Consider the following 22713-nt stretch of genomic DNA (forward strand, 5'->3'; position numbering starts at 1 on the left):
TGTCTAAGTGCCTGTAAGAAGAGGTTGGGATCACAATTGTTAGTAAGCCTGGTCTCTTCTCATCTTTCAAGCACTGCTTGTGGGAGTTGGCACGGTTCTATAAAGTCCGTTGCCGAGGTTTCACAGGGCCTATCCCTCCGCCTCTCTTGATAAGAAGTTTGTCGAATTTTGTTGATAATTGTTGATAAGATAAATATTATGTTACATGCTGCACAAACAGATGTCAACTACTTTTCAGAAAATTGTTTTCCCTCTAAAACTATGATATCGCTACCATTACTATGACAACTAGGTTACAAATATATAAATTTTTTATATTTTTTTATTACGCTTTTACAGCTGACTTTTTCTCAAAAGAAGTAATAGCCTCATCTAGCATACGAATGCCGTCATCTATCTGTTCTTTTGTCACAGTAAGCGGAGGTACCATGCGAATAACTTCACTTGCATTTCCGCAAAAATAAAATAACACGCCTTTTTCTAAAGCTAAGTCCAAAATCTCGAATAAAGCGTCTCCATCTCCTTCTCCCGTATGCGGATTAACAATTTCAATTCCAATCATAAGTCCTAAACCACGGATATCTCCAATAACTGAATGTTTTTCCTTTAAAAGATGCAGCTTTTCTAATGCATAAGCGCCCATTTTTTTCGTGTTATCCAGCAGCTGTTCTTCTTTCATCACTTCAAGAGTTGCAAGAGCTGCTGAACATCCGATAGGATTCCCACCAAATGTTGTACTATGTGTGCCAAGAGGCCACTGCTTCATTAATTCTTGAGAAGCTACCGTTGCGCTAAGCGGAATTCCAGAAGCAATTCCTTTTGCTATAGCCATAATATCTGGTACAACATCAAACGTTTGGCCAGCAAACCATTCGCCGGTACGGCCAAACCCTGTTTGCACTTCATCGAAAATAAGTAATATTCCGTGACGATCACAAATCTCTCTTAACTTCTTCATCCAGCTTTTCGGAGGGATAATATAGCCGCCTTCTCCTAATACTGGTTCCAAAATAACGGCCGCCACTTCTTCAGGCGTGACTTGGTGCTTAAACAGTATTTCAAAATCTTTTTCAAGCTTTTCAGTAAAGTATACATCGCTGTCTAGCTCCGCAGGGCACTCTTTTGGATTGGCATATGGAATTTGATATGTCAGTCCCGAAGGCTGCTGAAATTGTCTATATTTGCTTTTCGATGTTGTAACACTTAAAGCTCCCATCGAGCGGCCATGAAAACACCCTAAAAAAGAAATAACATACGGACGCTTTGTAACATGCCTCGCTAATTTTAAGGCTCCTTCAATTGCTTCTGTGCCACTATTTCCAAAGAAAAAGCAGTCTAAATTGCCCGGCGTTACTTTTCCTAACTCATCGGCTAATTTTAATATCGATTCGTACATAATCACACCTGAAGGACCGTGCAATAATTGATCTGCTCCGTCTTTAATTGCTTTTACTACTTTCGGATGTCTGTGTCCTACATTTGTCGTAGCGATTCCAGAAGTAAAATCGAGATATTCTTTACCATCCAATCCATAATAATAGCATCCTTCTTCTTTCACAACGGGCAAATTCGGATGATCTTTAGCCATTGTCGGTGCTAGCAATTCAGGCATTCTTTCAAATAAGTGACTCCAATCTTTAGACATACTACATCCTCCTTGAAATTATACAAATCAATTAATCTTATTCCGAAATATAGTTACTTATTAAACAATATTAGGAAATCCAGTTATACTAAACGCTTTAATAGAATAGTAATAAAACTTATTTTACTATGCATTTTTATTAAAATCAATTGTATAAATATTTATATATAAAATTAATATGCGGAGTCTCACCCCTTCCGCTTTTCCCATAGGAGTCTTCGCCTTTCCCTCCAATCAACAGCCAGAAGTACTTACATATATGAAACCTGCGTTCACCATCACCATAAAAAAATCCGAACGATTAATCGTTGGATCCTCCCTCAACTAAAATACTACTGTCACAGCCTCTTTAAGTATATTTATTCAAGATGTTTGGCATCATTGATTGTTTCAAGACGCCATTTTCCACTTTCATAAGCAAAAGTTGTAATCGATGTATTTTGTAAAATAGTAGTCCCTGTTCCTTGTTCTCCGCTTGTTACATGATGAATGAATGTATTAATTGCCGCCCCGTGACTAACAACTGCTACTTTCTTTCCAATAGACTCCTTCATAATTTCCGTTAAACGCCGAACCATCCGTTCTTGAGCGGCTTCGAGTGTTTCAATATTATATAAAGGTTCTTCTCCCCAATTTGTCGCATAGTTTGGCAAAAGATCATGCAGAACTTCTACGTTCTTTGATTCTAATTCTCCAAAAGAGCGCTCGCGCAGCTGCTCACAAACCTCGACTTTCTCTACTTTAGCAGCTGCTGCAATTTTCCTAGCCGTCTCCTGCGCACGAAGCAAATCGCTTGTGTAGACTACATCAATATGGATATCTTTAAAACGTTCCGCTACGCGTTTGGCTTGTTGCTTTCCTGTTTCGTTGAGCGGAATATCAGCATGCCCTTGAATAAGTTTGTTTTTATTCCAATCTGTTTGGCCGTGTCTAATTAAGTAAAGCATCGTAATCCCCCTTTAATCTCGTTTTAAAAATTGATAAACAGCTTTATCAACCTCTGAGCTTTCATGTAAATCCGAATGTGCTTCATGAAACGTTTGGAGATGAATGTGTTCGGTAAACTCTTGCAGTCCGTATGCACTTTCTACTGTTACCACTCCATCTGTCTTATCTCCCACATCTCCTGCTCCTGAAAAAACGTCGATCTCTTTTGAGAAATCTTGACGACTTTCGTATAGCTTGTTTAACGCCATAGAGTGAAAAGCTAAATCACGAGCCCCCATAGATTCAATATGATTGCGTGCATGAGGATACATCTCCATTAATTCCTGATAATCTAATCCTTGAATCGGCGATCCTAACGTAACTAACTTTTGAATATATTGAGGGTTAGCCAAACTAACTGCTGCTGCTGTTACTCCTCCCATACTATGTCCAACTAAATCAACAGAAGATGCTTTATATGTATCACGTACATCTTGCATAATAGCTTCAATCCATTTTTGCTGCTGTGCAATACTGGCATCTGGCTTTTTAAAGACGATATGAATAAGCGGGAGTTTTCCCTCTTTTGCTTTCATAATGTGCTTCCACTGAATAGCTCCATCTTTTTGAACGACGCAGTAAGCTACTTTAGTTCCCCATCCGTTTTGTTCAAATCGTTTAATCATTTTCCCTAAGCTTTTTTGACTGCCTAAATAGCCATGAATAAATAAAACCGGCACATTTTTCGATTGGGCGCCTCGTTTTATTTGTGGGGCAAAAATATAAAAACAAAGCGAAATAAATAATATGATACTAATCAATAAAATTAACAGCCGCAAGTTCTCACCCTCCAATTGTCTCGTCTATTACACTCATTAATAAAAAAATTTGGAGTAAATTTTATTCTGATACGTCCTGTAAGCTGCAGAACTTGTCATCTTTTTCTTGTCAACGAGCTGCTCAAAGCGCAAACGCTTTTCCGTAAGCATCTCTGTTAGCCTTTGTTCTTCATTAGCATCCGTGCATATAGAAATCAATTCTTCTATTGTAGCCATATCTCGTTTTAGCTCTTGTTCATCACTTATCATATTTGCATTTTTTAACATCCTATACGCTTGGCGCAGTTCTTCAGGTATATGTGATAAATCTTCTAACTTTAATGGTTTTCCTTCCCCAGGCAGCTTATCAAAGTCACCGTCTTTTATTGCTTGTCTAATTCTTTCTTCAGCAATTATATACGCAATATCCAAGGAAAGACCTCCTTTAAGAAAATATAAAATTCAATCTTGCCTTCTATATAAAAGATGTATAAAAAACACAGCTTTTATAACCGTATTTTTTATTATACTATGATTATAAAAATTGAACTACCTTCACTTCTTGGAGAGACTATCCTCCCTTTGTGAAATCGTTTCTAGAGCTTCACTCCTTTCACTAACGAACTTTCTTGAGCAGTTTGTTAACGAGCTGAAATTCAATAAACGATTCTGCATGAGGTTTTGTTATCTTATCTTACTATATTTATACAAAAAAGCCTCCTTACGCATGTAAGGAGGTGGAAAAAGGTAATTCTAAGGTCATCATGTTATGCCTACTTTCTATAAAACCACATTTTGATAGCGTTTTCAATGTTTTTTTATTACTTTACTAATTTTCTTTTCGTTTAATGAGACTCCGTACATATAACGAAGCCTCACCAAATTTCTACTCTTCTTTATCTGATGGAATCATAATTTCTCCTTCATGCTCTTGTTTTTTCAAAAGAAGCTGGAGAATCGTTTTAGATAATTTACTAGGCTGATAGGGTTTAATCAGAAACTCACACACTCCAAGCTCTAATCCTTTGCTTCTTTCGTCTAAAGCAGATGAGATTAAGATAGGAATTTTTTCTGTCTCTGTATTTTCTTTGAGATGCCTTAAAACATCCCAGCCGTCTAACTTATTTTCTCCTAGCATGATATCTAGAACAACCACTTCAGGCTTTTGCTGATGAATAGAGTTTAATGCGTCTTCTCCGTTATTAAAATACCGAACGTGAAAGCCGCTTTCTTTTAATTCTACCTGTAAAAGTGTCGCTAAACTTTTATCATCTTCTACAATCACTACGCTTTTACGGTTATCATTCGCACTTATCATCATTTCTTCATCGTACTGAACTTCATGTAGAAGCGGGAGAACAACCGTGAATGTTGTTCCTTTTTTCCATTCTGATTGTACAGTAATGTCTCCACCATGAGCTTTTACAATTTCTTTTACAATTGCTAACCCTAGACCCGTTCCGCCAATTTTGCGCATATCGGAGTTATCTACTCTGTAGAATTTGGTAAACAAATGTCCTAGCGCTTCACTTGGTATACCAATTCCTTCATCTTGAATATCAATATAAACAGCGTGTTCCTTTTGATACACTTTAACTGTAACGTTCCCTCCATCGGGCGAATATTTTACTGCATTGCTAATTACGTTATTAAACAATTGCAGAAGCTTATCTTTATCTCCCATTACTGTAAAATGCTCTTGATCGGAAATCATATCAAATTCATGCTTACTTGTTTGTATGTTCTGGACCTCAATCACCTGCTTAATAAGCGGCAGAATGTCTTGATACTTTTTATCGTAGGTTTGTTTCCCCGCTTCCATTCTTTGGACATCCAAAAAATCGTTGATTAAAGAAGTTAACCGCTGTGCTTCCTGATAAATAGTAGTTAAATACTTCTTCTGTCTTTCTTCTTTTAATGTTTTGTTTAGCATAAGCTCAGTGAACCCTAATACACTTGCTAAAGGTGTGCGCAGCTCGTGACTCACAGTGCTTACAAATTCCGACTTCATCTGATCAACTTCAAATTCTTTCGTAATATCACGATGAACGAACAATACGCCAAACATCTGACGGTTTCGATATACGTATTCGCTATAAACTTTTATAACTTTTCGCTTACCTTCCGTGTGCAGATAATAAACAAAAGACTTTTCTACTTGCTCTCCCTTACAAATGGCTTTAACGTATTGTCTTAGCTCCTCTATATTTTCGACTTTTTGAGAGAGAGCATCTAGCCATTGATCGCGAGAAAGCTGAAGAAGCCCGCTTTGATGCTCATATTGAAACAATTCGCTAGTCTTCGTATTCACTTGTAGAATCGTACCGCTTGTATCTACAAGCTGCATTCCTTCTTGAATCGAATTTAAAATATCTTGAGATAGCAGTCTGTCATGCTCAGACTCTTCGTAAATATAAATTTTTTCAAGAGCAATCGTAATTTGTTTGGCCAATATTTCAAATGTCTGTAATTCATGTTCTGTGTATTCATCCGCGTAGCGGCTGTAAAACATATAGGCTAGCATATCTCCCTGTGAAGACAGCACCGGTACGATAACATCATACAAATAAAACGTTTGCCGATGATATAGGCGCTCATGTTCTATACACTCTCTTTTTACTACCATACATTTTTTCGTCTTTTGCACATGATCAATGTAATTATTATGAAGGTTTTTCATCATCTGTTGAACACTTGATGAAGATAGACCAAATGAAGCATGTGTCTTTTCATCGGTTAGCATAATAAAACCGTGATCAGCTTTCATTACTCGGCTCATGTTTGTGACAGCACTCGTGAGAACTTCTTGCTTTTGAAGAGAATTTGTTAGTCCATGCACAAATAAATTGCGCAATTCTAACTCGCCTTCTCGTTCCTTTGTCAATTCCAATGCGTGCTGAAGTTCATCTTGCTGACTGTGCAACTCATCTTGCTGTGCAATCAGCTCTTCATTTTGAGCCGTTAACTCCTGTTCGTTATTTTGCAAAGTCGATACCATTTTGTAAAAGGCCTGAGATAGCATACCGATTTCATCTCTTCTATGTTCATCAAATGTCATAGGCATTTCTTTTCCCGCAGCAATTTCGCTTGCCGTATATGCTAGCTGACTCAGCGGCTTTACAAACTTATTTAGCAATACCCGTGTAAGCAATAATAAAATGACCACTGTAAACGCTAAAAATAAAATAAAGAACGTTTGACTTTTCTGCATGTCACTCGACGTGTCATCGTACTGTGTATTTAAGTCTTTAGTTAATTCATTTTGGTAGTCATCAAGTTCTTTTTGCATTTGTTCTATTGATTTAGAAGCAGCCTTCCGCTCAGGACTAGAGCGGACTCCTTCAATGCCTTTTTTGTCGTAAATATCTTTAAAATAAGGAAGCGTTTGATTAAAATACGTGTTTAGCATCACCGTCGCTTCATTTACAAACGTACGTTCACGTCTATCTGCCGCTAGACCTGAAAGTCGATCAAGATTTTCTTCGATACTTTTTTGCTGACTTGCAGCCTCGTTATACATATCCTCTGAATCAAATGCAATAAACCCACGAGCCTGCAAAAAAGCTCTGTTCATTGATTTATCAATTGTAGATAGCAGCTGTGCCTTTTCCCGTACTTGTGCCCTATACTGGGCATAATCAGCTGTAATTTCTTTTTGCCGTACAACAAGTACAGTTGAACCCGCCGCAAAAGCAAGTAAAAGGATACTTGCTAAGAAGATGAACTGGATTGAGATACTTTTTCGTTTTAGTTTATTGTTCATCTAAAATTTCCTCAACACGTTCGGCTAGCAATAGGGGACTAAACGGTTTAGACATAAAATACGCAGCCCCTGCTTCTAACACCCGGCTTTGATCAGCAGCTTGATTCTTAGCTGAAAGCATCAATACTTTTGTATGGCGCTTATCTTTCATTTCTTTTAGCTGCTGAATGACTTCAAGCCCGGTGAACACGGGCATCATATAATCCAAAATAATTAAGTCAAAATCACGTTCTTTAATAAATTCCAACGCTTCTTCGCCGTTTTCTGCTTCCGTCACTTCATGTCCTTCATCTTCAAGCGTATCTACCACTAACATACGAAGCACTTCTTCATCTTCCGCTAATAAAATTTTTGCCATTGTTATTCCTCCGCTTGTAGTCGTCCATACGTTTTTTGCAATATGAAGTAGGACGGCTTTATTCGTTCGTAAAAAGTTGGATACTCCCAATTTTTCCACTTGTATAAGTAAAAATCTTTTAATAAAAGTTCTCCTTTTTTCTGAGTCGGAAACGTATCTTCCACGTCATTGCTCTTCTTATTAACAGCTACGACCCCCACTTGAATTCCTTTCATTTTCTCGCTGGATTCCAGTCCTTTTTTGGACCAAATATCTCCCATTATTTCTTTTTGACTCGGGTCTTTTACATTTAAAAGCGCCCAAGGAATGCGAAGTTCAGCAATTCCATTTGATTCATTCACTTTAAAATCTGCTAGCGAATCAAATGAAGAAGAATTAGGATCGCTGTTTCCTTCTTGGAGCTTCCCAGTTTCATAGGCGTCAAAAGGAATGGTTCTCTTGTTTTTCCCCTCTCCAATCGCTAACTCTTTGTTAAGGGCGAGCCTGATTGGATTAAACATGCCGTTATCTTTTGTATCGGTTCCTTTTACAGATGGAATCATTTGAAGCTGATGGGCATACGAAAAATAATACGTATCGTAATAGCTGTCTATCCACAAGTGACTGTCTTCTTTCCCGTTTAATTCTGCTACAAAATCAATTCCTTTTGTTTTTAAAGAAGGAATTTGAGGAATCTTTGACTGTCCCTGATTGTTAATTGTGTTAAACAAGAAATAAAGCTTTTGATCTTCCAGCTCTTTTGCACTCACGTGTAGATATAGATAACCTTCATCACTTGTAATGTTCAATGCTTTTAACTTCTTAGACGGCTTATATACCGACTTGCTGTTCAGCTTTTTCCAATCATCTGATTTGCCGTCTACTTTGACTTTCAGCTTTGTTCCTGGATCAAAACTCAACAGGCCAAAATGCTGTTCTCCCGTTTGCAAATTCGTCCAAAATGGCCTGCGGTTCGGATTGTCGTACTCCATCGTATTCCACGTTCGCTTAAACCATTCATCTTGCCATGTAAAGACCATACCGCCAGCCATTTTTTCTTCAACAATATCTTCGTACAAGCGTGACAGAATCTTTCCTTGTTCTTGTTCCGTATGAAAGCCTTGATCCCATCCGTATACGTTTCTATGGGTGAGTCCTCGCGAAGCCGGAATGCCAAATTCAGCAACAAGCACGGGCATATGATGAACTTCTTTCATATTTTGCAAATAACCTGCGTAGTTATTTTTCTCTCCTCGATGATCGCGATAAGCGAGATAACGAGGTTCATAGTTTAAGAAATCAGGATAGTAAGGATAAATATGATAAGAAGCAAATAATCCCGGCTCAAATTTTTTAGTTGTGTGAATTAAATTAGGATTAACAGACACTTTATCTTCGTCTTCAGAAGGCTCATATGGATGAGTCAATAAATCCGTCGTCACCCAGTTCGTAAAGCTCATAGGCCGCTGCCAATCATATTTATCCTGCTCATAGGAAATTGTTTTTTCCATAAGCTGCGCAAGCCAAATTTCAAAGGGATTGCCTTTTTCCGTATAGATGTACTTCCCTTTAAAATCTTTCATTCCTTTATGTTTTTCATTTGTCGAAAGGGCTACCGTGGGATCCCATTCAACTCCTATAATCCAGCCTAAAACATAAGGAGACACGTCTGCTGTATACGTTCCGCTTGCATGTCCCGTCCGTTTTGGCAGTGTTGCATTTCCATGAATAACGTTTACAATCCTTTTCATTTCAGCTTCAAATTCTTTTGTATTTTCCTTTGCAAAAGCATCTTGTGAATCATAGAAAACTTCTTCATTCACCCATACTCCATGAAAAAGATAAATGGGTTCTTTGGCTTTTTGGTTATACTCAGCAAGCGCTTCATAAAAGCCGGGAGGGTGAATAGTGTATACGCGGATTGAGTTTGCATTCATCTTGCCAATTTCTTTAAACCAGCGTAAATATTCTTCTTTCGAAATAGCGGTCTCACCAGGGAAATGGCCTGGCTTACTAATGCCCATATTTACTCCTTTAATCAGCAAATCTTTCCACTTGCCGTTTTGATAAACTTGCAAATAATCTTTTCCTACTTTCCCTGCTACTTTACGGTCAGCATCTTCATAGATTTCCATATTTTCATTAAAAGTAACAGAAGCAGGCTGCGATGCATTTTGCTGTTGATCTATAATCTTATTCATAAGAGGCAGATAAACAGTCCAGTAAAAAGAAGACTCATCTTCTTTTCCGATTTTCTCTGTCCATTTCTTCCACACCGGGTAAAAAGAGGTTTGATAAATGGAAGGTACTTCTCCTTGATCTGCAAAATCTCCTGCAAAGTAATAAGTATCATATCGCTCTTTATTATGATGAACGACTGCTGGTATGGACAAAGGAATACCATTTTCCTTTAGCTTGTTTTTTCCTTCAGAATCCAAGTGAAAGACAAACTGAGCCTGCACATCACTTTTTTGCTGGGGTGTAATTACGTCAAACCAATATTGATAAGCAGATTCATCCTGTAAATTAAATGTTTTTTTTCCTTGTTTTGTATATTGAAACCATACTGGATTTTCTTTTAATTCTTTTTCCGTTATAATAACGAGCTTATTGGATTCATTAACAAACAGTAAGCCTTTGCCCGTAAGGTTCCACTCTTTGTTGTACTGCTTTTTGTAAGCACTTTTCACCCAAGCAGGAACTTCTTCACTGCCGAATTCATCAAAATAGCGACCAATCCAGCCGGACCACGTAACATTGTACAATTCATACAGTTCTTTGCGAACGTCTAGAGAAGTAGGACTTCCAAATGTATTAAACTCTCCAATCAGCGTTTTTGTACGTCCATTCAGTGCTTTCTTAACGTAGCTCACGTCTTCAGAAGTCATGCCGCCATACACCAGCTGAGAACGATCTCCTCTTTTAGCTTTTACGCCTAAATCTTCTTTGTATACGCCATACGTGTCCGTGATATAAATCATATCTGCAGAGTTTGTTTTTGGCAGAGATTTAATGCTGTATGTTTTATCTCCATTCGGATAAAACCCTGCATAATCTTTTGAGATTTCATAAGGCTTCCCGTCTTTGCGTACTTTCGCTTGATTCAGCATCCACATTAAGCCCTGATGCTCTCGAAACGTTTGATCTGGCACTGTTTTATCAATGACAAGCATATTCAAATCAGTTGGTTTCTTTAGCTGCCAAATAAGAAATGGCGAAGCCGTTACTGCCATAACCAAAATAATGCCGCCGATTAATAACCATTTTTTCATTGTGAAACTCCTTTTCGCTGCATGTCTCCCCAGCCTTTTTTATTGCGAATAACGTCCAACAATCCATGACAGCGCCATATAACAGTTAGAGGGCGATACCAAAAGGATTCAGTCAGGGAAAAGACAAACAGCTTAGCGATATCAGATACTTTTGGATATTTGCGAAGGCTCCACTCTTCTAGCAAAACAGCCGCCATCGAATAAAGAGAACCATATACAACCATTAAGAGAAAAAGCAAATACGCAAATTCTACATAAATCCCGCCTACAACTAGAGAAATAACAATAAACAAATAGCCTAACATTTCCATGACCGGCCCGATTAGTTCAATAAACACAAAATAAGGCATAGAAATCATTCCGATACTTCCGTATTTCGGATTAAACAGCATCTCTTTATGCTTCCAAAGACTATCAAATAAACCGCGGTGCCAGCGGTTTCGCTGTCTTCGCAAATATTTGATTTCATCAGGTGCCTCTGTCCAGCATACAGGATCTGGAATATAAACAATTTGATTGTTGGCTTTTTTCTGTTTAATCAGTCGGTGGAGGCGAACAACAAGCTCCATGTCTTCGCCGACTGTATGAGAATAACCCCCAGCTTCAATCACCCAGCGTTTAGAAAATACGCCAAATGCTCCTGACACAATAAGTAATAAATTATGGCGACTGAGACCAATGCGCCCCATAAGAAAGGCACGTAAATATTCAATAATCTGCATCACAACAAGCGGCTGCGTATCAAGTCCAATCGATACGACCGCACCGTTTTCGATTTTACATCCGTTTGCAATTCGAATACTTCCTCCTGAAGCAATTACTTCTCCGTCTGAATCAATAATTGGCTTCATAACTTTTAAAAAAGCGTCTCTTTCCAACACTGAATCACCATCGATCGAACAAAAATAAGGATAGTTGGATAAATTAATTCCTGCATTTAATGCATCTGACTTTCCTCCATTTTGTTTATCGACTACATATAAATAATCGTATAATTTAGAACGATATACAGCTTTTACTTCTTTCGTCTCCACTTGCTTTCTCACAACTCGATTCATTTTCACAAGAGAAAACTCTTCGATGAGCTTTTCTAACGTATCATCTGAGATTCCGTCATTTACTACAATTACTTCATATTCCGGATATTCAATTCCAAGCAGCGAACGCACGCTTCCAATAATCCCGACAGATTCGTTATAAGCGGGAACTAATATAGATAACGGCGTTGTATAGCTAACCGCAAGCAAATCTTCATAAGGTTCTTCATCATTTAATTGATATTGCTTTCGCAGTTGAAAAGCAGAGATGATAAACATCATAAAATAAAAACAAAGCACAAAAATCATATAAGCAAATACAGCCCATCCGCAAACGGACAAAAAAAGATGCCAAACACTATTCCACAACCGTAATTCCTCCCTTTTCAAGCCATTCTGCTGCCATATCTTTCGAAAACTTGTCATCAGTCGTTTCATATACATGAACTAAGTATTCTGTACCCGTTGGGATTTTCATCATTGACTGAGCAGCATTCGAGCGCACAAGAAAATGAGAATCTTTCAGCGACTGCTCGAGAAGTGACAATCCCTTCTCATCTCTCGTTTTGCCTACTAGTTTGGTAGCCATCATTCTCTCTTGCCACATATCTGATTGAAGATGTTTCGTGAGCTCCTCTACTTTTAATGGAAAAGATAAAGCGTTAAGTGATTTCAACGAACGAATTCGCAGTTCTTCTGATGAACTTTTCATGTGCATTTTTAAGAAATCGATATACTCTAACTTATGATTGATACCGACCATATCGATAAGTGGTAGCTGAATTTCTTCTTGCAGGTCTTCAAATTTATTAATAAATTGCTGAAACTGCTCACTGTTCATAGTTCCAAACAAAGAGCGGTACATAAATTCAGACAGCGGTTTAGAGGCATTCGTCATGTATATAACAAACTCAGGACGGTTTAGCTTAACTAAAATCTTTAAAATTTGATTTTTTTCAGCCGCTGTACTATTTTTTTTCTCATACATTTCTACTAATTGGTCTGTTAGCGTAGTAAGACCAAAATCTTCAATAGCATAAAGGGCATTCATTCTGACACTCCACCTAGAATGATGCAGCTCTTTTTTATATTTGGGTGTAAAAACCTTCTCCGCATAGAGCGTGATGTTATTTCGAATGTCATCACCTTGCACAGCTGCAGAAAAACCGCTCAATAGTTCCTCTACACCCGCCAGCTCTATTTTATTTTTAGGCTCTATCCGATGTTCTTCATCTTTTCTGTATAAATAAATAAAAAGAGATTCTTTTATACTATCTTTATAGAATTCTACTTTTGCCCGGAAAGCGTTTAAACGCGCTTTTTGAATAAGTAAATAACTTAGAAAACAAACCAACAGCAATAGCAATCCGCCAAATAAGATATATACCACTTGAATTGACATCCCCATTTATTTCACCTTCTTCATTAAATGACGTACGCGCGCTTCAAGCTCCATTAACTTAAATGGCTTTGTCATGTAATCGTCTGCCCCAAGTTCTAATGCTCTTTGAATATCTTGTTCGCTGTTTCGTGATGTAAGCATAATAACCGTGTACTGATCGTGACGTTTCTGCTGCCTTAATTTTTGCAGCACTTCTAAGCCATCCATCTTAGGCATCATTCCATCTAAAATAACAAAGTAGTGATCGCTAGAGTGAATCCATTGGGACTCAAAAAACTCGATGCCGTCTTTAAACACTTCTATTTTCACTTCATAACGATCTCCTACATCAATCTTACTTAAAAGCTCTTTCAGCATCGTTCGAATGATAGAATCATCATCAATAATAGCCATACGAAGCGTTCGCTTTTTAACCAGCTTGCTTTGAGAAGAAGCTACAATTTTTTGACGTCCTGATTCCTTCGCTATATATAATGCTTCATCAGCTTGATGAAGCGCTTTTTCTAACGGCCATTCATTGTTATGAACTTCTACAACTCCGCCGGAAAAGCTGCAATAAAACGAATTGCTTTGATGTGTGAACACTTTTTTCACAAAGGAATCCAACAGTCTATTTAATACTGTTTCTGCCTCTTTTATATTGGTTTTTGGCAGTAAAAGAATAAATTCTTCGCCTCCATATCTAAAAATGTGATCTGTTGGACGAATTTCATGCTTCATATACTCTACAAATGCTTGCAGTACGCGGTCTCCCATAAGATGTCCATACTGATCATTTATTCTTTTAAAGAAATCTAAATCTAAAATCGCTAAACAAAAAGGATCTTTTAAGCGGTCGTAGCTCGACAGCTGCTGACTATAGATTTCTTTTAAATACGTTCGGTTATAGGCTCCTGTTAATTCATCAAACATTAAATAGGAGTTAAACATTTGCTTTCGTTCAATATGGTGACCAATTCGAAGTAGACTTTCTTCCAGATCGAAAGGTTTAACAAGGAAGTCATCAGCCCCTAATTTAAAAGCCTTCAAACGCGTCTCTCTTTGATTATCAACGCTCATCATGACAATCGGGACGAACAGTTGCTTTGTTTTATCACGTAAAAATGAAAGAATGTCAAAGCCTGTACAGTCTTTCATATGTACATCAACAACAAAACAATCCGGCTTTAATTCGTAAAAAGCCGTAATAGCTTTTTCTTTAGATGCAGTTGCTAATACGTACCATCCCTGCTTTTCAAACTGTTCTTTTAAATACATCAGCATTGAAAGATCGTCGTCCACAAGTAAAATGCTAGCTGTTTGTTCACTGATTTCTATCGGTTTATTTATATCTTCTGCGGATTGAATTTCATCTTGATAACAAATTTTAATAATATCTAATAAAAAAGTATTCAACTCCGCGTAATCCCAGATTTTTTTCTGTTTTTTTTCAACAGCTTCCATTAACGCGCGGGAACGATCTCCTAAATAATGCAGTCCAATAGTCGCAGACGTTCCAGAAATTGAATGCAAAAAGCGGTACACCTCTTCATGAGGTATTTCTTTATTTTGATCAGTCCACTCTTGCAGCTGCTTACGCACATTAGCTAATAATGCAATTTGATATTTATCCATCTTATACACCCTTTGTTCGATATAGTTAACACTTACCCCATATTACTCCATCCATTTTTCTATAATATTTTGTAAGTAAATGAAATATTTTCTTACTTTTATTTTAAGTATGTTTTTTCCAAATGAAAAGCAATTCCTTTTTAACCATACTTTTCCTCCAATGATTTTACTTTAAAATGATTCTTTTTTCACTCATTATTTTTCTTTCCAGATAAGTAAAATGTCCTGTTATCTTCTTTACAAATAGACCTGCAACCTTATTGACAAAATTAATGAGTCTTTGTTACCCTTATACACGTTGTGAAAAATTTAAAAGTGAATGTTAAGGAAAGCAGCCGTTTTGATGAACGATCAATCAAATCAGGTTCTTTCCTTTTTATATTTTTACTAAGGCAGATACTTTGCTAAATAAAGTTTCGCTTTATACACCGTGTTCTCTTTGTCATAGGCGCGTTTAGACCGAAAACAGACGGAAAGGAGTATAAAATGTTTACTCAGCTTACAGAAAAAAACCAGAATGCAGAAGAACTAAAAGAAACACTTGATGATTTAGAGTTTCAGCTATTTCGCATGCAGGATAATTTAAAAGAAATTGCTAAAAAGTACGAAGTTATCGGTGTCGATCAGCCTGAAGATAATCAGTTAGTTATTGTATCGGCACAAAATGACGGAAACGCATGTAAAATTATGCTAAATGAATGCACAAAAGCCTATAGAGGGGCTTGGGATTTTGCCATCGATGGCGTATATGAAGATAATCACACGATTTTTATTGGTGATATTAAAGGTCCCGCTAATAAGGGATATGGCTCTGTATGTATGAATTATTTAAAAGAAGTAGCGGTTGATCAAAATGTTCATGTCATTAAAGGAGATATCGCTGAGCGCGACTGGGATCATCTCGAAAGATTAATTCATTTTTATGAAAAACATAACTTTGAAGTAAATATTGATTATACGAATAAGTGCGGAGAAATTGAATGGACTCCAGCTTATCAATAAAAAACGAACAGACAGCGTCTGTTCGTTTTTTTTATTTGATATATGCTAAGCTTTTTTTAATACTGCTAAGAGGATTTTCTATGCACTGATCTTGTTCAACGATCCACCATTTTACGCCTGCTTTATTGCCTTCTTTCATGACAGCCTTTACATTTACCCCTCCGGTACCAAGAGGAGCAAAGAATTGCTCGCCGTCTGTTGTCATATCTTTTAAATGGATAAAAGGCGTACGATTTCGATAGTGCTTCATCCACTCAACTGGATCTTCGCCTGCTTTAGTGAGCCAATAAATGTCCAGCTCTACATTTACCCCAGTTTCTTCTAGAATCGTTTGGAGAGCTGACTTTCCAGTTGATAATTTTTTTAGCTCAAAATCATGATGGTGATAGCTAAACGACATGCCTTCTTTTTTACAATAAGCATCAATGTAATTTAAAGAATCAATAAGTTCGAAATATCCTTTTTCAGTTTGTCGTTCAGGCATTAAATAAGGACAAACAATATGTGAATTTCCAACTTGCTGCTCAAAGTGAATCACTTGCTCTAAATTTGCTTCTAATTGTTCAAGCGGCACGTGACTAGAAGCTGCCTTCAGCTGCAAATCCATTAACCACGCTCTTACTTCTTGCGCTGTATATCCTTCGTACCCTGCAAACTCTACCCCTTGATATCCTAAAGCAGCTACTTTTTGAAGAGTTCCTTTAAAGTCTTTTTTCGTTTCTTCACGCAGCGTATAAAGCTGTACTCCTACAGGTATTTCTCCCATCTTCTCTCCCCCTGTTCATTAAGAAAGTGATTGAACTATGGCTAAATCAACCCAATCTAAAGACGAACAAATTGAACTAGTATGAATTACTCGTTACACAGCTGTTGATTTCCGTGCAAGACTTCGCTTTCCGCGAGCGGCCGGTGAGCCTCCTCGTCGCTTACGCTCCTGCGGGGTCTCACCTGTTCCGCTTTTCCCGCAGGAGTCTTCGTCTTGCCCTCCAATCAACACCTAGAAGCAATTAACTACAATTAAATCTACGTTCATCCTAGAAAGGAAAAAATCCGAACGAATTTGATTCTCGATCAACAATCAGATTCTTTCGGATCCTCCTTTAACTAACATACTTTTTTCTCAACATCTGCTGCTTTTTATTTTACTGCACTTCCAAGCATTCCTGAAATAAAATGACGCTGAAGTGCTAGGAAGAAGACAATGATTGGAATGGTTGCAATCGTTACCCCCATCATTACTTGACCGTAATCAATAATCGATAATCCAATTAAGCTTGAAAGAGCAACTGGCAATGTAGCCATTTCGTTTGATGTAGTCGCAACTAAAGGCCACATAAAGTTATTCCACTGTGTCATAAATAAGAAAATAGCTGCTGCAGCCATCGCAGGCTTCATAGAAGGAAGCACAATGGTTAAAAAGATTCTCATCTCTCCAGCACCGTCCAAACGTGCTGCTTCAATCAGTTCCGTTGGAAAAGCTAAAAAGTTCTGACGTAATAAAAAGATAGCGAACGGAAAGCACAGCTGCGGAACAATAAGAGCAAAATACGTATCAAGCAAATTAAAATTCGACATCAGCTGAAAAAGCGGAATGAGCGTTGCTTGATATGGAATCATCATGGACAATAAAAGCGTCGTAAAAATTGCGTTTCGTCCTTTAAATTCAAATTTAGATAGCGCATATGCAGCTGTAGAACAAACCATTAAAGCTACAATCACATACACTACTGAAACAAATACTGAGTTAAAAAAGACGCGCCCTAAATCAATTGAAGCATTTAAATTTTGTAGATTTGTCATAAATTGATCGCCAGGCTTCAGCGTTGGAGGGTTTGTAAACATTTTTCCCGATTCATTCGTAGCGCCGATAATCATCCAGTAAAACGGAAAAATAGAGATAATCGTGAACAGCCCAAGCATGCTGTATAATCCTATTTTACGCATGATGTTGCTTTTCTTTTTAACCTTAGGCACGGTAGCTACTGCGGTTGCTTCTACTCTCTCTAATACACTCATGATTTATCACCCGTAAATTTAAATTGGAAGAACGTTAAAATACCGACTAATAATACAACAACGTACGCAATGGCTGAAGCATATCCAAAATCAAAATATTTAAAGCCATTTTGATAAATATATAAGCCTAGCGTCATCGTGGAATCAGCAGGGCCGCCTTTTGTTAAGTTAAAAGGTTCGTCAAACAATTGAAGCGTGCCAATTGTTGATAAAATAGTAGCAAACAAGATAACGGGTTTTAATTGTGGAACCGTTACGTGGAAAAACTTTTGAATACGATTTGCCCCGTCTAAATCAGCTGCTTCGTAAACTTCATGAGATAAACTTTGAAGAGCTGCTAGAAAAATAACCATATTATAACCTGTCCATCTCCAAGTCATCGCAACGATGATTGAGACTTTAGCCCAGAAAGGATCTCCCAGCCACTGAATGGCATCGATACCGAAAAACCCTAAAATAGTATTCATAATTCCTTCATCTTGAAGAATGATTGAAAACAAAATAGAATAGGCAACTAGCGACGTTACTGCGGGCAAGAAAAATGAAACTCGGAAAAAACCTTTTAGTCTTAAAAGCTGACTGTTTAACGCGTTAGCTAGTACAAGCGCTAATAAAATCATGACGGGTACTTGAACGATTAAAATAATCCCCGTATTTCCAAGCGCTTTCCAGAAAATATCATCTCCGAGCAAACGTGTATAGTTTGATAAACCGGTAAATACATACTTTCCGCCTTCCATACTCTGAAAGCTTAGAATAAACGATGAAAAAATAGGATAGACGGTAAACAGCGCGAACAGCAAAAGTGCTGGAGCAATAAATAAGTAAGGCAATGATTTATTTGTCTTCATGATGACCTCCTAGTACCGCAAGAAGAAGAGATAGAAGGCCATTTTCTAGAAATCACCTTCTATGCTTCTTGATTATTTTTGAATTCGGTTTTCTAAGCGTTTTTGAGCTGCTTCAAGCGAGTCTGTAACGCCCTTACCATTTGTTACCTCTGACACAGCTTTGACTGCTTCACTGTTTGCAACTGAGTAATTGCCTGTAAAATTAACCGGCTTAATATCTTTCATTTCATCTGCGAATGTTTTCCAAATCGTCTGATTGTTAAAGTACTCATCTTGTGCAGTGAATAATTTTGAAGAATATACGGTATTTAATGATGGGAATAGTCCGCCCTTCATCGCTTCTTCTTGAACTTTATCTGTTGTTGAGAAATATTCCATAAATTTGTACGCTTCATCTGCTTTTTGGCTATTTGCTGAAATCACATAGTTGCTTCCGCCTAAGTTAGAAGCACGGTTGCCTCCTTCTTCAAACGAAGGTAATAAAAATACTCCCCATTTTCCTTTTAAATCTGGAGCCTGCTGCGTAATAGAACCAGATAGCCAAGCACCAGATGGTGAACTTGCTACTTTACCTTCTGCTAAAGCACTGATTGAAGCATCCCAGCCCACTGTATTTTTAACAATGCCTGCTTCTTTTAACTTCTTATTTAACTCCATCGCTTTTTTCGCTTCTTTAGAAGTTAAATTGAGCTTACCTTTGTTATTAAAATAGAACGTACCTTGCTGCGTTAGTGCCATTCGGAATAAGCCATCGTCATTATTAAAATCTAAACCTAGTAAATCAACGCCAACTTTTTCTTTAATTTTTTTACCAGCCGCAATATAATCATCCCATGTTTTGATGCTGTTTGGATCTACGCCTGCTTTTTCAAAGTAATCTGTGCGGTAGAAAACGCCTGTCGGACCTGCATCAAACGGGAAGCCGTACATGTCCCCATCCTTTGATAAAAGAGCTTTCTTAAACTCTGGAAATTTATCTTCTTGCTTATCGAACCCTTTTTTAGATAGGTTTAAAAATGCTTTTGGAAATGCATCCAAATATCCTTGGAAACGATCGTCTTCTACTAATACAATATCAGGAAGACCTTTTCCGCCAGCCTGCAATCCTGTTGTTAGTTTTGAATAAACGTCTTCACGTCCCATATCCACTACTTTTAATTTAAATCCTGGATTCTCTTTTTGATATTCTGCTGCTGCTTTCTTTAATACCGGTACGTTAATATTCCAAGCCCATGCAACAACTTCTTTTCCACCGCTACCACTTGTTTCATTAGCGGACTTTCCTCCGCATCCTGCAAGTACTAGGGTTAAAATGAGTGCAAAACTGATTAAACTAAACCAACGTTTCAATGAATACCCCTCCTATGATCTCGTCTCCTAGTGTGGCAAGTTTTTTTGCAAACGCTCACGTCTCTTTCTAGATAGAATTATTGAAAAATAATTCTGTATATTGAAAGCGTATACAATTTACTTAATCTAAATTATATGAATGAATACCCTTTTCCTCAATGGTAAATATAAAAGGCAAAAACCTTACATTTTTGCCTTTTTGTAAATTGATTTTGTTATTATGGTTTCTATTAACTTTTTCGTTCATAAAAAAAAGCGAATGTACTGTTATTGTTGAAACAGAACACAATCGCTTATTTAAAAAAATCCAATGTATACTATTTTTTTGCTACATAAGTAACACTTTCTTGCTTATTTGGGACGTTCTAAGGAAAATAATTGCCCCAATTTACTATAGTTAGAACCCGCAAGCCGGCTGACTGGCTTCACACGTTCTGCAGAAACGCGATCGTTTTCTATTACTTTTTCACTAATATGAAACATCACAACTTCACCGATAAACAAATCTGAGCTGTATGCCTCATCCGTTCCTAATGGAACAATTTGGTGAAGTTTACATTCCATTCGAATGCTGGCTTCTTGAATTCCGGGAACCTGCACTTTTTTGCTCGGTGCTAGTGTTAACCCTGTTTCCTCGACTTCACTCACGGAAGAAGGGTAAGAAGATGCCGCTTGATTCACCTGTTCCACTAAGTTTTCGTCTACAAGATGAACTACAAATTCTTTAGATGCACTAATATTTTTGGCCGTATCTTTCGTCATTTGACCTTCACTTCTCGAAACCGAAACGGCAATCAGCGGAGGCTCTGCCGCAACTACATTAAAAAAACTAAACGGCGCGGCATTCACTACACCGTCATCATTTTGACTTGTAATAAACGCAATTGGCCGGGGAATGACGACACCTGTTAGCAAATGATAATTATCTTTTGCATTTTGTACCGCTGGATCAACTACCTTCATTTTACCCACTCCTTTTCTTCCATTTACTTTATTGTATGGTAACGAAAAGAGCATAGATTAGCTAGCAACTTGCTCACCAAACATGCAAAGAAGAGGCTGAGACATAGCTGCATCCATCTCATCTGAAAACCAACAAAATGAAAAAATCCGAACGATAAATCGTTCGGATCTTCTCTTTAGTTTAGCACCGTTACTTTCACTGTACGACGTCCAAATGCTTTTGCAGCTGACTCAGAAGGTACTAATACGTCAATTCGATATCCTTTAATCGCACCGCCCGTATCACCTGCTGTTGCCACTCCGTATCCTTCTACATATACTTTCGAACCTAATGGAATAACGGATGGATCTACCGCAATAATTTTATGAGTGCCTGAACTTACATTTTGTCCAGTGGCTGTTACGCCGCTGCAGCCTGCACAATTAGCTGTATAAGCTGTTGCTTCTACATACATTTCTTTTCCAGAATGCTTTTGTGTGCTTTCTTCTTTTTTCGTTTCTTTTGCTTCTGAAGAAACGGCTGCTTTCTTCTCTGTAGCCGCAGCTGTTTTTACTTCTTGTTTCGGCTCTGTTTTTACTTCTTTTTTAGCTGTTGCTAATTCAGCTTGACGCTTTGCTTCTGCATCAGCCTCAGCCTTTTCAGCCGCCTGCTGTTTTGCCACTTGCTCAGCTTGCTTTTGAGCTGCTTCTTTTTCTTTTGCAATCTTATCTTGAATGCCTGTTAGTTCAGACTGAAGATTTGCTTTTTCTGAAGAAGCTGCATCAATTTCATTTACGACCGTACTGTATTTTTCTTGCATAGTTGTTAACGTTGCTGATTGTTTCGCAACGTTTTTATCTAATTCAGCTTGTTTAGCCGCTAGGCTACTTTTTGCTGCTTCTAATACTTTTTCTTGCTTATCAATTTCTTTTTTATCTTTTTCAATTTGATCTAAGTCATTTTGATGCTGCTTTAAAATATCATTATCTGCTGACAATAAAGTTGTGACCGCACCCATACGTGCAACAAAATCTCCAAAGTTATCAGCATTCATTAATGTATCAATAACAACGCTTGTTTTATCGTCCTGCTGTAAAGCAACTAATCGATTTTCAATAATATCTTTACGACTTAACACTTTTTCCTGAAGCAAAACGATCTCTTTTTTCTTTTTCTCAATCATTTTGTTCGCTTCTGAAATCTGCTTTTCAGTCGATGCTAACTCTTTTTTATTGCTAGAGATTACTGTATGTAATGAATTTAATTGTGACTGTATGTTTTGAACATCTGAATTGATAGACTGTTTCTCTTTCTCTTTTTGTTGAACAGCCTTTTCTGTTTCTTTAATTTTATTTTCAGTAGTCTGGAGCGCTTCTTCATTCGATTGGGCGTGAGTCTCTGTAATGCCGGTCATGAAGAAAATTCCTGTGACTGCTGCAAGAGTCATACGCTTAAAAATTTTCATAAAGTAATAGTCCCCTTTCCTCATAGACATAGTTATACCATAAAAAACTAGCTGTTTATGTTACAATACAGTTAAAAGTTTCCCATAATCTGTATAACCAAGAATCTCTTTCTGGGAATTTACCACCAAAATCCCTTGATAGAGAGGTTTACTGTTTATTAAAAAAGATATATTTTTGTCACAAAGGGGGCAAAATTACTCTTTAAAAATCAAAATAAACGCTTATTATTACAGCTATATTACAAATTTTTCACAGAAAATTATGTGTTTT

18 protein-coding genes and 1 riboswitch are annotated in these 22713 nt (G+C 37.5%); of the genes, 1 reads left to right on the top strand and 17 read right to left on the bottom strand.

Annotated features, from left to right (window positions below; translation table 11 throughout):
* Window positions 1-56: 56 nt before the first annotated feature.
* Window positions 57-156: riboswitch (SAM riboswitch) on the bottom strand.
* Between the two features lie 169 nt (window positions 157-325).
* From ACXAE4_RS23025 to ACXAE4_RS23070, 10 genes are all read right to left on the bottom strand, one after another.
* Window positions 326-1645, bottom strand: coding sequence for an aspartate aminotransferase family protein (locus ACXAE4_RS23025; RefSeq protein WP_028412199.1), 1320 nt, complete (start codon window positions 1643-1645; stop codon window positions 326-328).
* 359 nt (window positions 1646-2004) lie between these two features.
* On the bottom strand, window positions 2005-2592 hold the full coding sequence (locus ACXAE4_RS23030) for a histidine phosphatase family protein (RefSeq protein WP_028412198.1): 588 nt from the start codon (window positions 2590-2592) through the stop codon (window positions 2005-2007).
* Window positions 2593-2604: 12 nt separating this feature from the next.
* Window positions 2605-3411 (bottom strand): alpha/beta fold hydrolase, encoded by an 807-nt coding sequence (locus ACXAE4_RS23035; RefSeq protein ID WP_028412197.1) that lies wholly within the window; start codon window positions 3409-3411, stop codon window positions 2605-2607.
* Window positions 3412-3447: 36 nt separating this feature from the next.
* A complete protein-coding gene (locus ACXAE4_RS23040; protein WP_014461362.1) occupies window positions 3448-3822 on the bottom strand; it encodes a DnaJ family domain-containing protein in 375 nt (124 codons plus the stop codon).
* Window positions 3823-4276: 454 nt separating this feature from the next.
* A complete protein-coding gene (locus tag ACXAE4_RS23045; protein ID WP_098113730.1) occupies window positions 4277-7153 on the bottom strand; it encodes an ATP-binding protein in 2877 nt (958 codons plus the stop codon).
* Window positions 7143-7511, bottom strand: coding sequence for a response regulator transcription factor (locus tag ACXAE4_RS23050; protein WP_028412195.1), 369 nt, complete (start codon window positions 7509-7511; stop codon window positions 7143-7145). Before ACXAE4_RS23050 ends, ACXAE4_RS23045 begins: the two co-directional genes overlap by 11 nt.
* A 2-nt stretch (window positions 7512-7513) precedes the next feature.
* On the bottom strand, window positions 7514-10762 hold the full coding sequence (locus ACXAE4_RS23055; protein WP_289578734.1) for a hypothetical protein: 3249 nt from the start codon (window positions 10760-10762) through the stop codon (window positions 7514-7516).
* Window positions 10759-12168 (bottom strand): glycosyltransferase family 2 protein, encoded by a 1410-nt coding sequence (locus tag ACXAE4_RS23060; RefSeq protein WP_475237005.1) that lies wholly within the window; start codon window positions 12166-12168, stop codon window positions 10759-10761. Before ACXAE4_RS23060 ends, ACXAE4_RS23055 begins: the two co-directional genes overlap by 4 nt.
* Window positions 12158-13207, bottom strand: coding sequence for a HEAT repeat domain-containing protein (locus tag ACXAE4_RS23065; RefSeq protein ID WP_028412192.1), 1050 nt, complete (start codon window positions 13205-13207; stop codon window positions 12158-12160). The genes ACXAE4_RS23060 and ACXAE4_RS23065 overlap by 11 nt, the downstream gene beginning before the upstream one ends.
* The gene (locus tag ACXAE4_RS23070; protein WP_028412191.1) at window positions 13208-14815 is read right to left on the bottom strand and encodes a GGDEF domain-containing response regulator; all 1608 of its coding nucleotides are present in this window, start codon (window positions 14813-14815) and stop codon (window positions 13208-13210) included.
* Window positions 14816-15301: 486 nt separating this feature from the next.
* Between ACXAE4_RS23070 and ACXAE4_RS23075 the strand changes: the two genes are divergently transcribed.
* Entirely contained in the window at window positions 15302-15817 is a 516-nt protein-coding gene (locus ACXAE4_RS23075) for a GNAT family protein (protein WP_013055642.1), read from the top strand.
* 31 nt (window positions 15818-15848) lie between these two features.
* On the opposite strand, the gene ACXAE4_RS23080 is transcribed toward ACXAE4_RS23075, so the two are convergent.
* The 7 genes from ACXAE4_RS23080 to ACXAE4_RS23110 all read right to left on the bottom strand — a co-directional run bounded on the left by ACXAE4_RS23080 (window position 15849) and on the right by ACXAE4_RS23110 (window position 22442).
* Window positions 15849-16583 (bottom strand): sugar phosphate isomerase/epimerase family protein, encoded by a 735-nt coding sequence (locus ACXAE4_RS23080; RefSeq protein ID WP_098113728.1) that lies wholly within the window; start codon window positions 16581-16583, stop codon window positions 15849-15851.
* A gap of 93 nt (window positions 16584-16676) precedes the next feature.
* On the bottom strand, window positions 16677-16811 hold the full coding sequence (locus ACXAE4_RS23085; RefSeq protein WP_255293447.1) for a hypothetical protein: 135 nt from the start codon (window positions 16809-16811) through the stop codon (window positions 16677-16679).
* A 143-nt stretch (window positions 16812-16954) separates the two neighbouring features.
* Window positions 16955-17761, bottom strand: coding sequence for a carbohydrate ABC transporter permease (locus ACXAE4_RS23090; protein ID WP_013055640.1), 807 nt, complete (start codon window positions 17759-17761; stop codon window positions 16955-16957).
* Window positions 17762-17829: 68 nt separating this feature from the next.
* Entirely contained in the window at window positions 17830-18684 is an 855-nt protein-coding gene (locus ACXAE4_RS23095; RefSeq protein WP_475237008.1) for a carbohydrate ABC transporter permease, read from the bottom strand.
* 72 nt (window positions 18685-18756) lie between these two features.
* The gene (locus ACXAE4_RS23100) at window positions 18757-20034 is read right to left on the bottom strand and encodes an ABC transporter substrate-binding protein (RefSeq protein ID WP_028412189.1); all 1278 of its coding nucleotides are present in this window, start codon (window positions 20032-20034) and stop codon (window positions 18757-18759) included.
* Between the two features lie 351 nt (window positions 20035-20385).
* Window positions 20386-20997 carry a flavin reductase family protein gene (locus ACXAE4_RS23105; RefSeq protein ID WP_028412188.1) on the bottom strand — a complete coding sequence of 204 codons (612 nt, stop codon included), beginning with the start codon at window positions 20995-20997 and terminating at the stop codon, window positions 20386-20388.
* Window positions 20998-21173: 176 nt separating this feature from the next.
* A complete protein-coding gene (locus ACXAE4_RS23110) occupies window positions 21174-22442 on the bottom strand; it encodes a 3D domain-containing protein (RefSeq protein WP_028412187.1) in 1269 nt (422 codons plus the stop codon).
* Window positions 22443-22713: the final 271 nt, after the last annotated feature.

The sequence above is a fragment of the Priestia sp. ABM2_011 genome, assembly GCF_056158845.1.

Bases quoted from the DNA above. Each gene is read 5' to 3' on its own strand.
- ACXAE4_RS23025 (WP_028412199.1), bottom strand. From the start codon at position 1,645: ATGTCTAAAGATTGGAGTCACTTATTTGAAAGAATGCCTGAATTGCTA.
- ACXAE4_RS23030 (WP_028412198.1), bottom strand. From the start codon at position 2,592: ATGCTTTACTTAATTAGACACGGCCAAACAGATTGGAATAAAAACAAA.
- ACXAE4_RS23045 (WP_098113730.1), bottom strand. From the start codon at position 7,153: ATGAACAATAAACTAAAACGAAAAAGTATCTCAATCCAGTTCATCTTC.
- ACXAE4_RS23050 (WP_028412195.1), bottom strand. From the start codon at position 7,511: ATGGCAAAAATTTTATTAGCGGAAGATGAAGAAGTGCTTCGTATGTTA.
- ACXAE4_RS23055 (WP_289578734.1), bottom strand. From the start codon at position 10,762: ATGAAAAAATGGTTATTAATCGGCGGCATTATTTTGGTTATGGCAGTA.
- ACXAE4_RS23065 (WP_028412192.1), bottom strand. From the start codon at position 13,207: ATGGGGATGTCAATTCAAGTGGTATATATCTTATTTGGCGGATTGCTA.
- ACXAE4_RS23070 (WP_028412191.1), bottom strand. From the start codon at position 14,815: ATGGATAAATATCAAATTGCATTATTAGCTAATGTGCGTAAGCAGCTG.
- ACXAE4_RS23075 (WP_013055642.1), top strand. From the start codon at position 15,302: ATGTTTACTCAGCTTACAGAAAAAAACCAGAATGCAGAAGAACTAAAA.
- ACXAE4_RS23080 (WP_098113728.1), bottom strand. From the start codon at position 16,583: ATGGGAGAAATACCTGTAGGAGTACAGCTTTATACGCTGCGTGAAGAA.
- ACXAE4_RS23090 (WP_013055640.1), bottom strand. From the start codon at position 17,761: ATGCGTAAAATAGGATTATACAGCATGCTTGGGCTGTTCACGATTATC.
- ACXAE4_RS23095 (WP_475237008.1), bottom strand. From the start codon at position 18,684: ATGAAGACAAATAAATCATTGCCTTACTTATTTATTGCTCCAGCACTT.
- ACXAE4_RS23105 (WP_028412188.1), bottom strand. From the start codon at position 20,997: ATGAAGGTAGTTGATCCAGCGGTACAAAATGCAAAAGATAATTATCAT.
- ACXAE4_RS23110 (WP_028412187.1), bottom strand. From the start codon at position 22,442: ATGAAAATTTTTAAGCGTATGACTCTTGCAGCAGTCACAGGAATTTTC.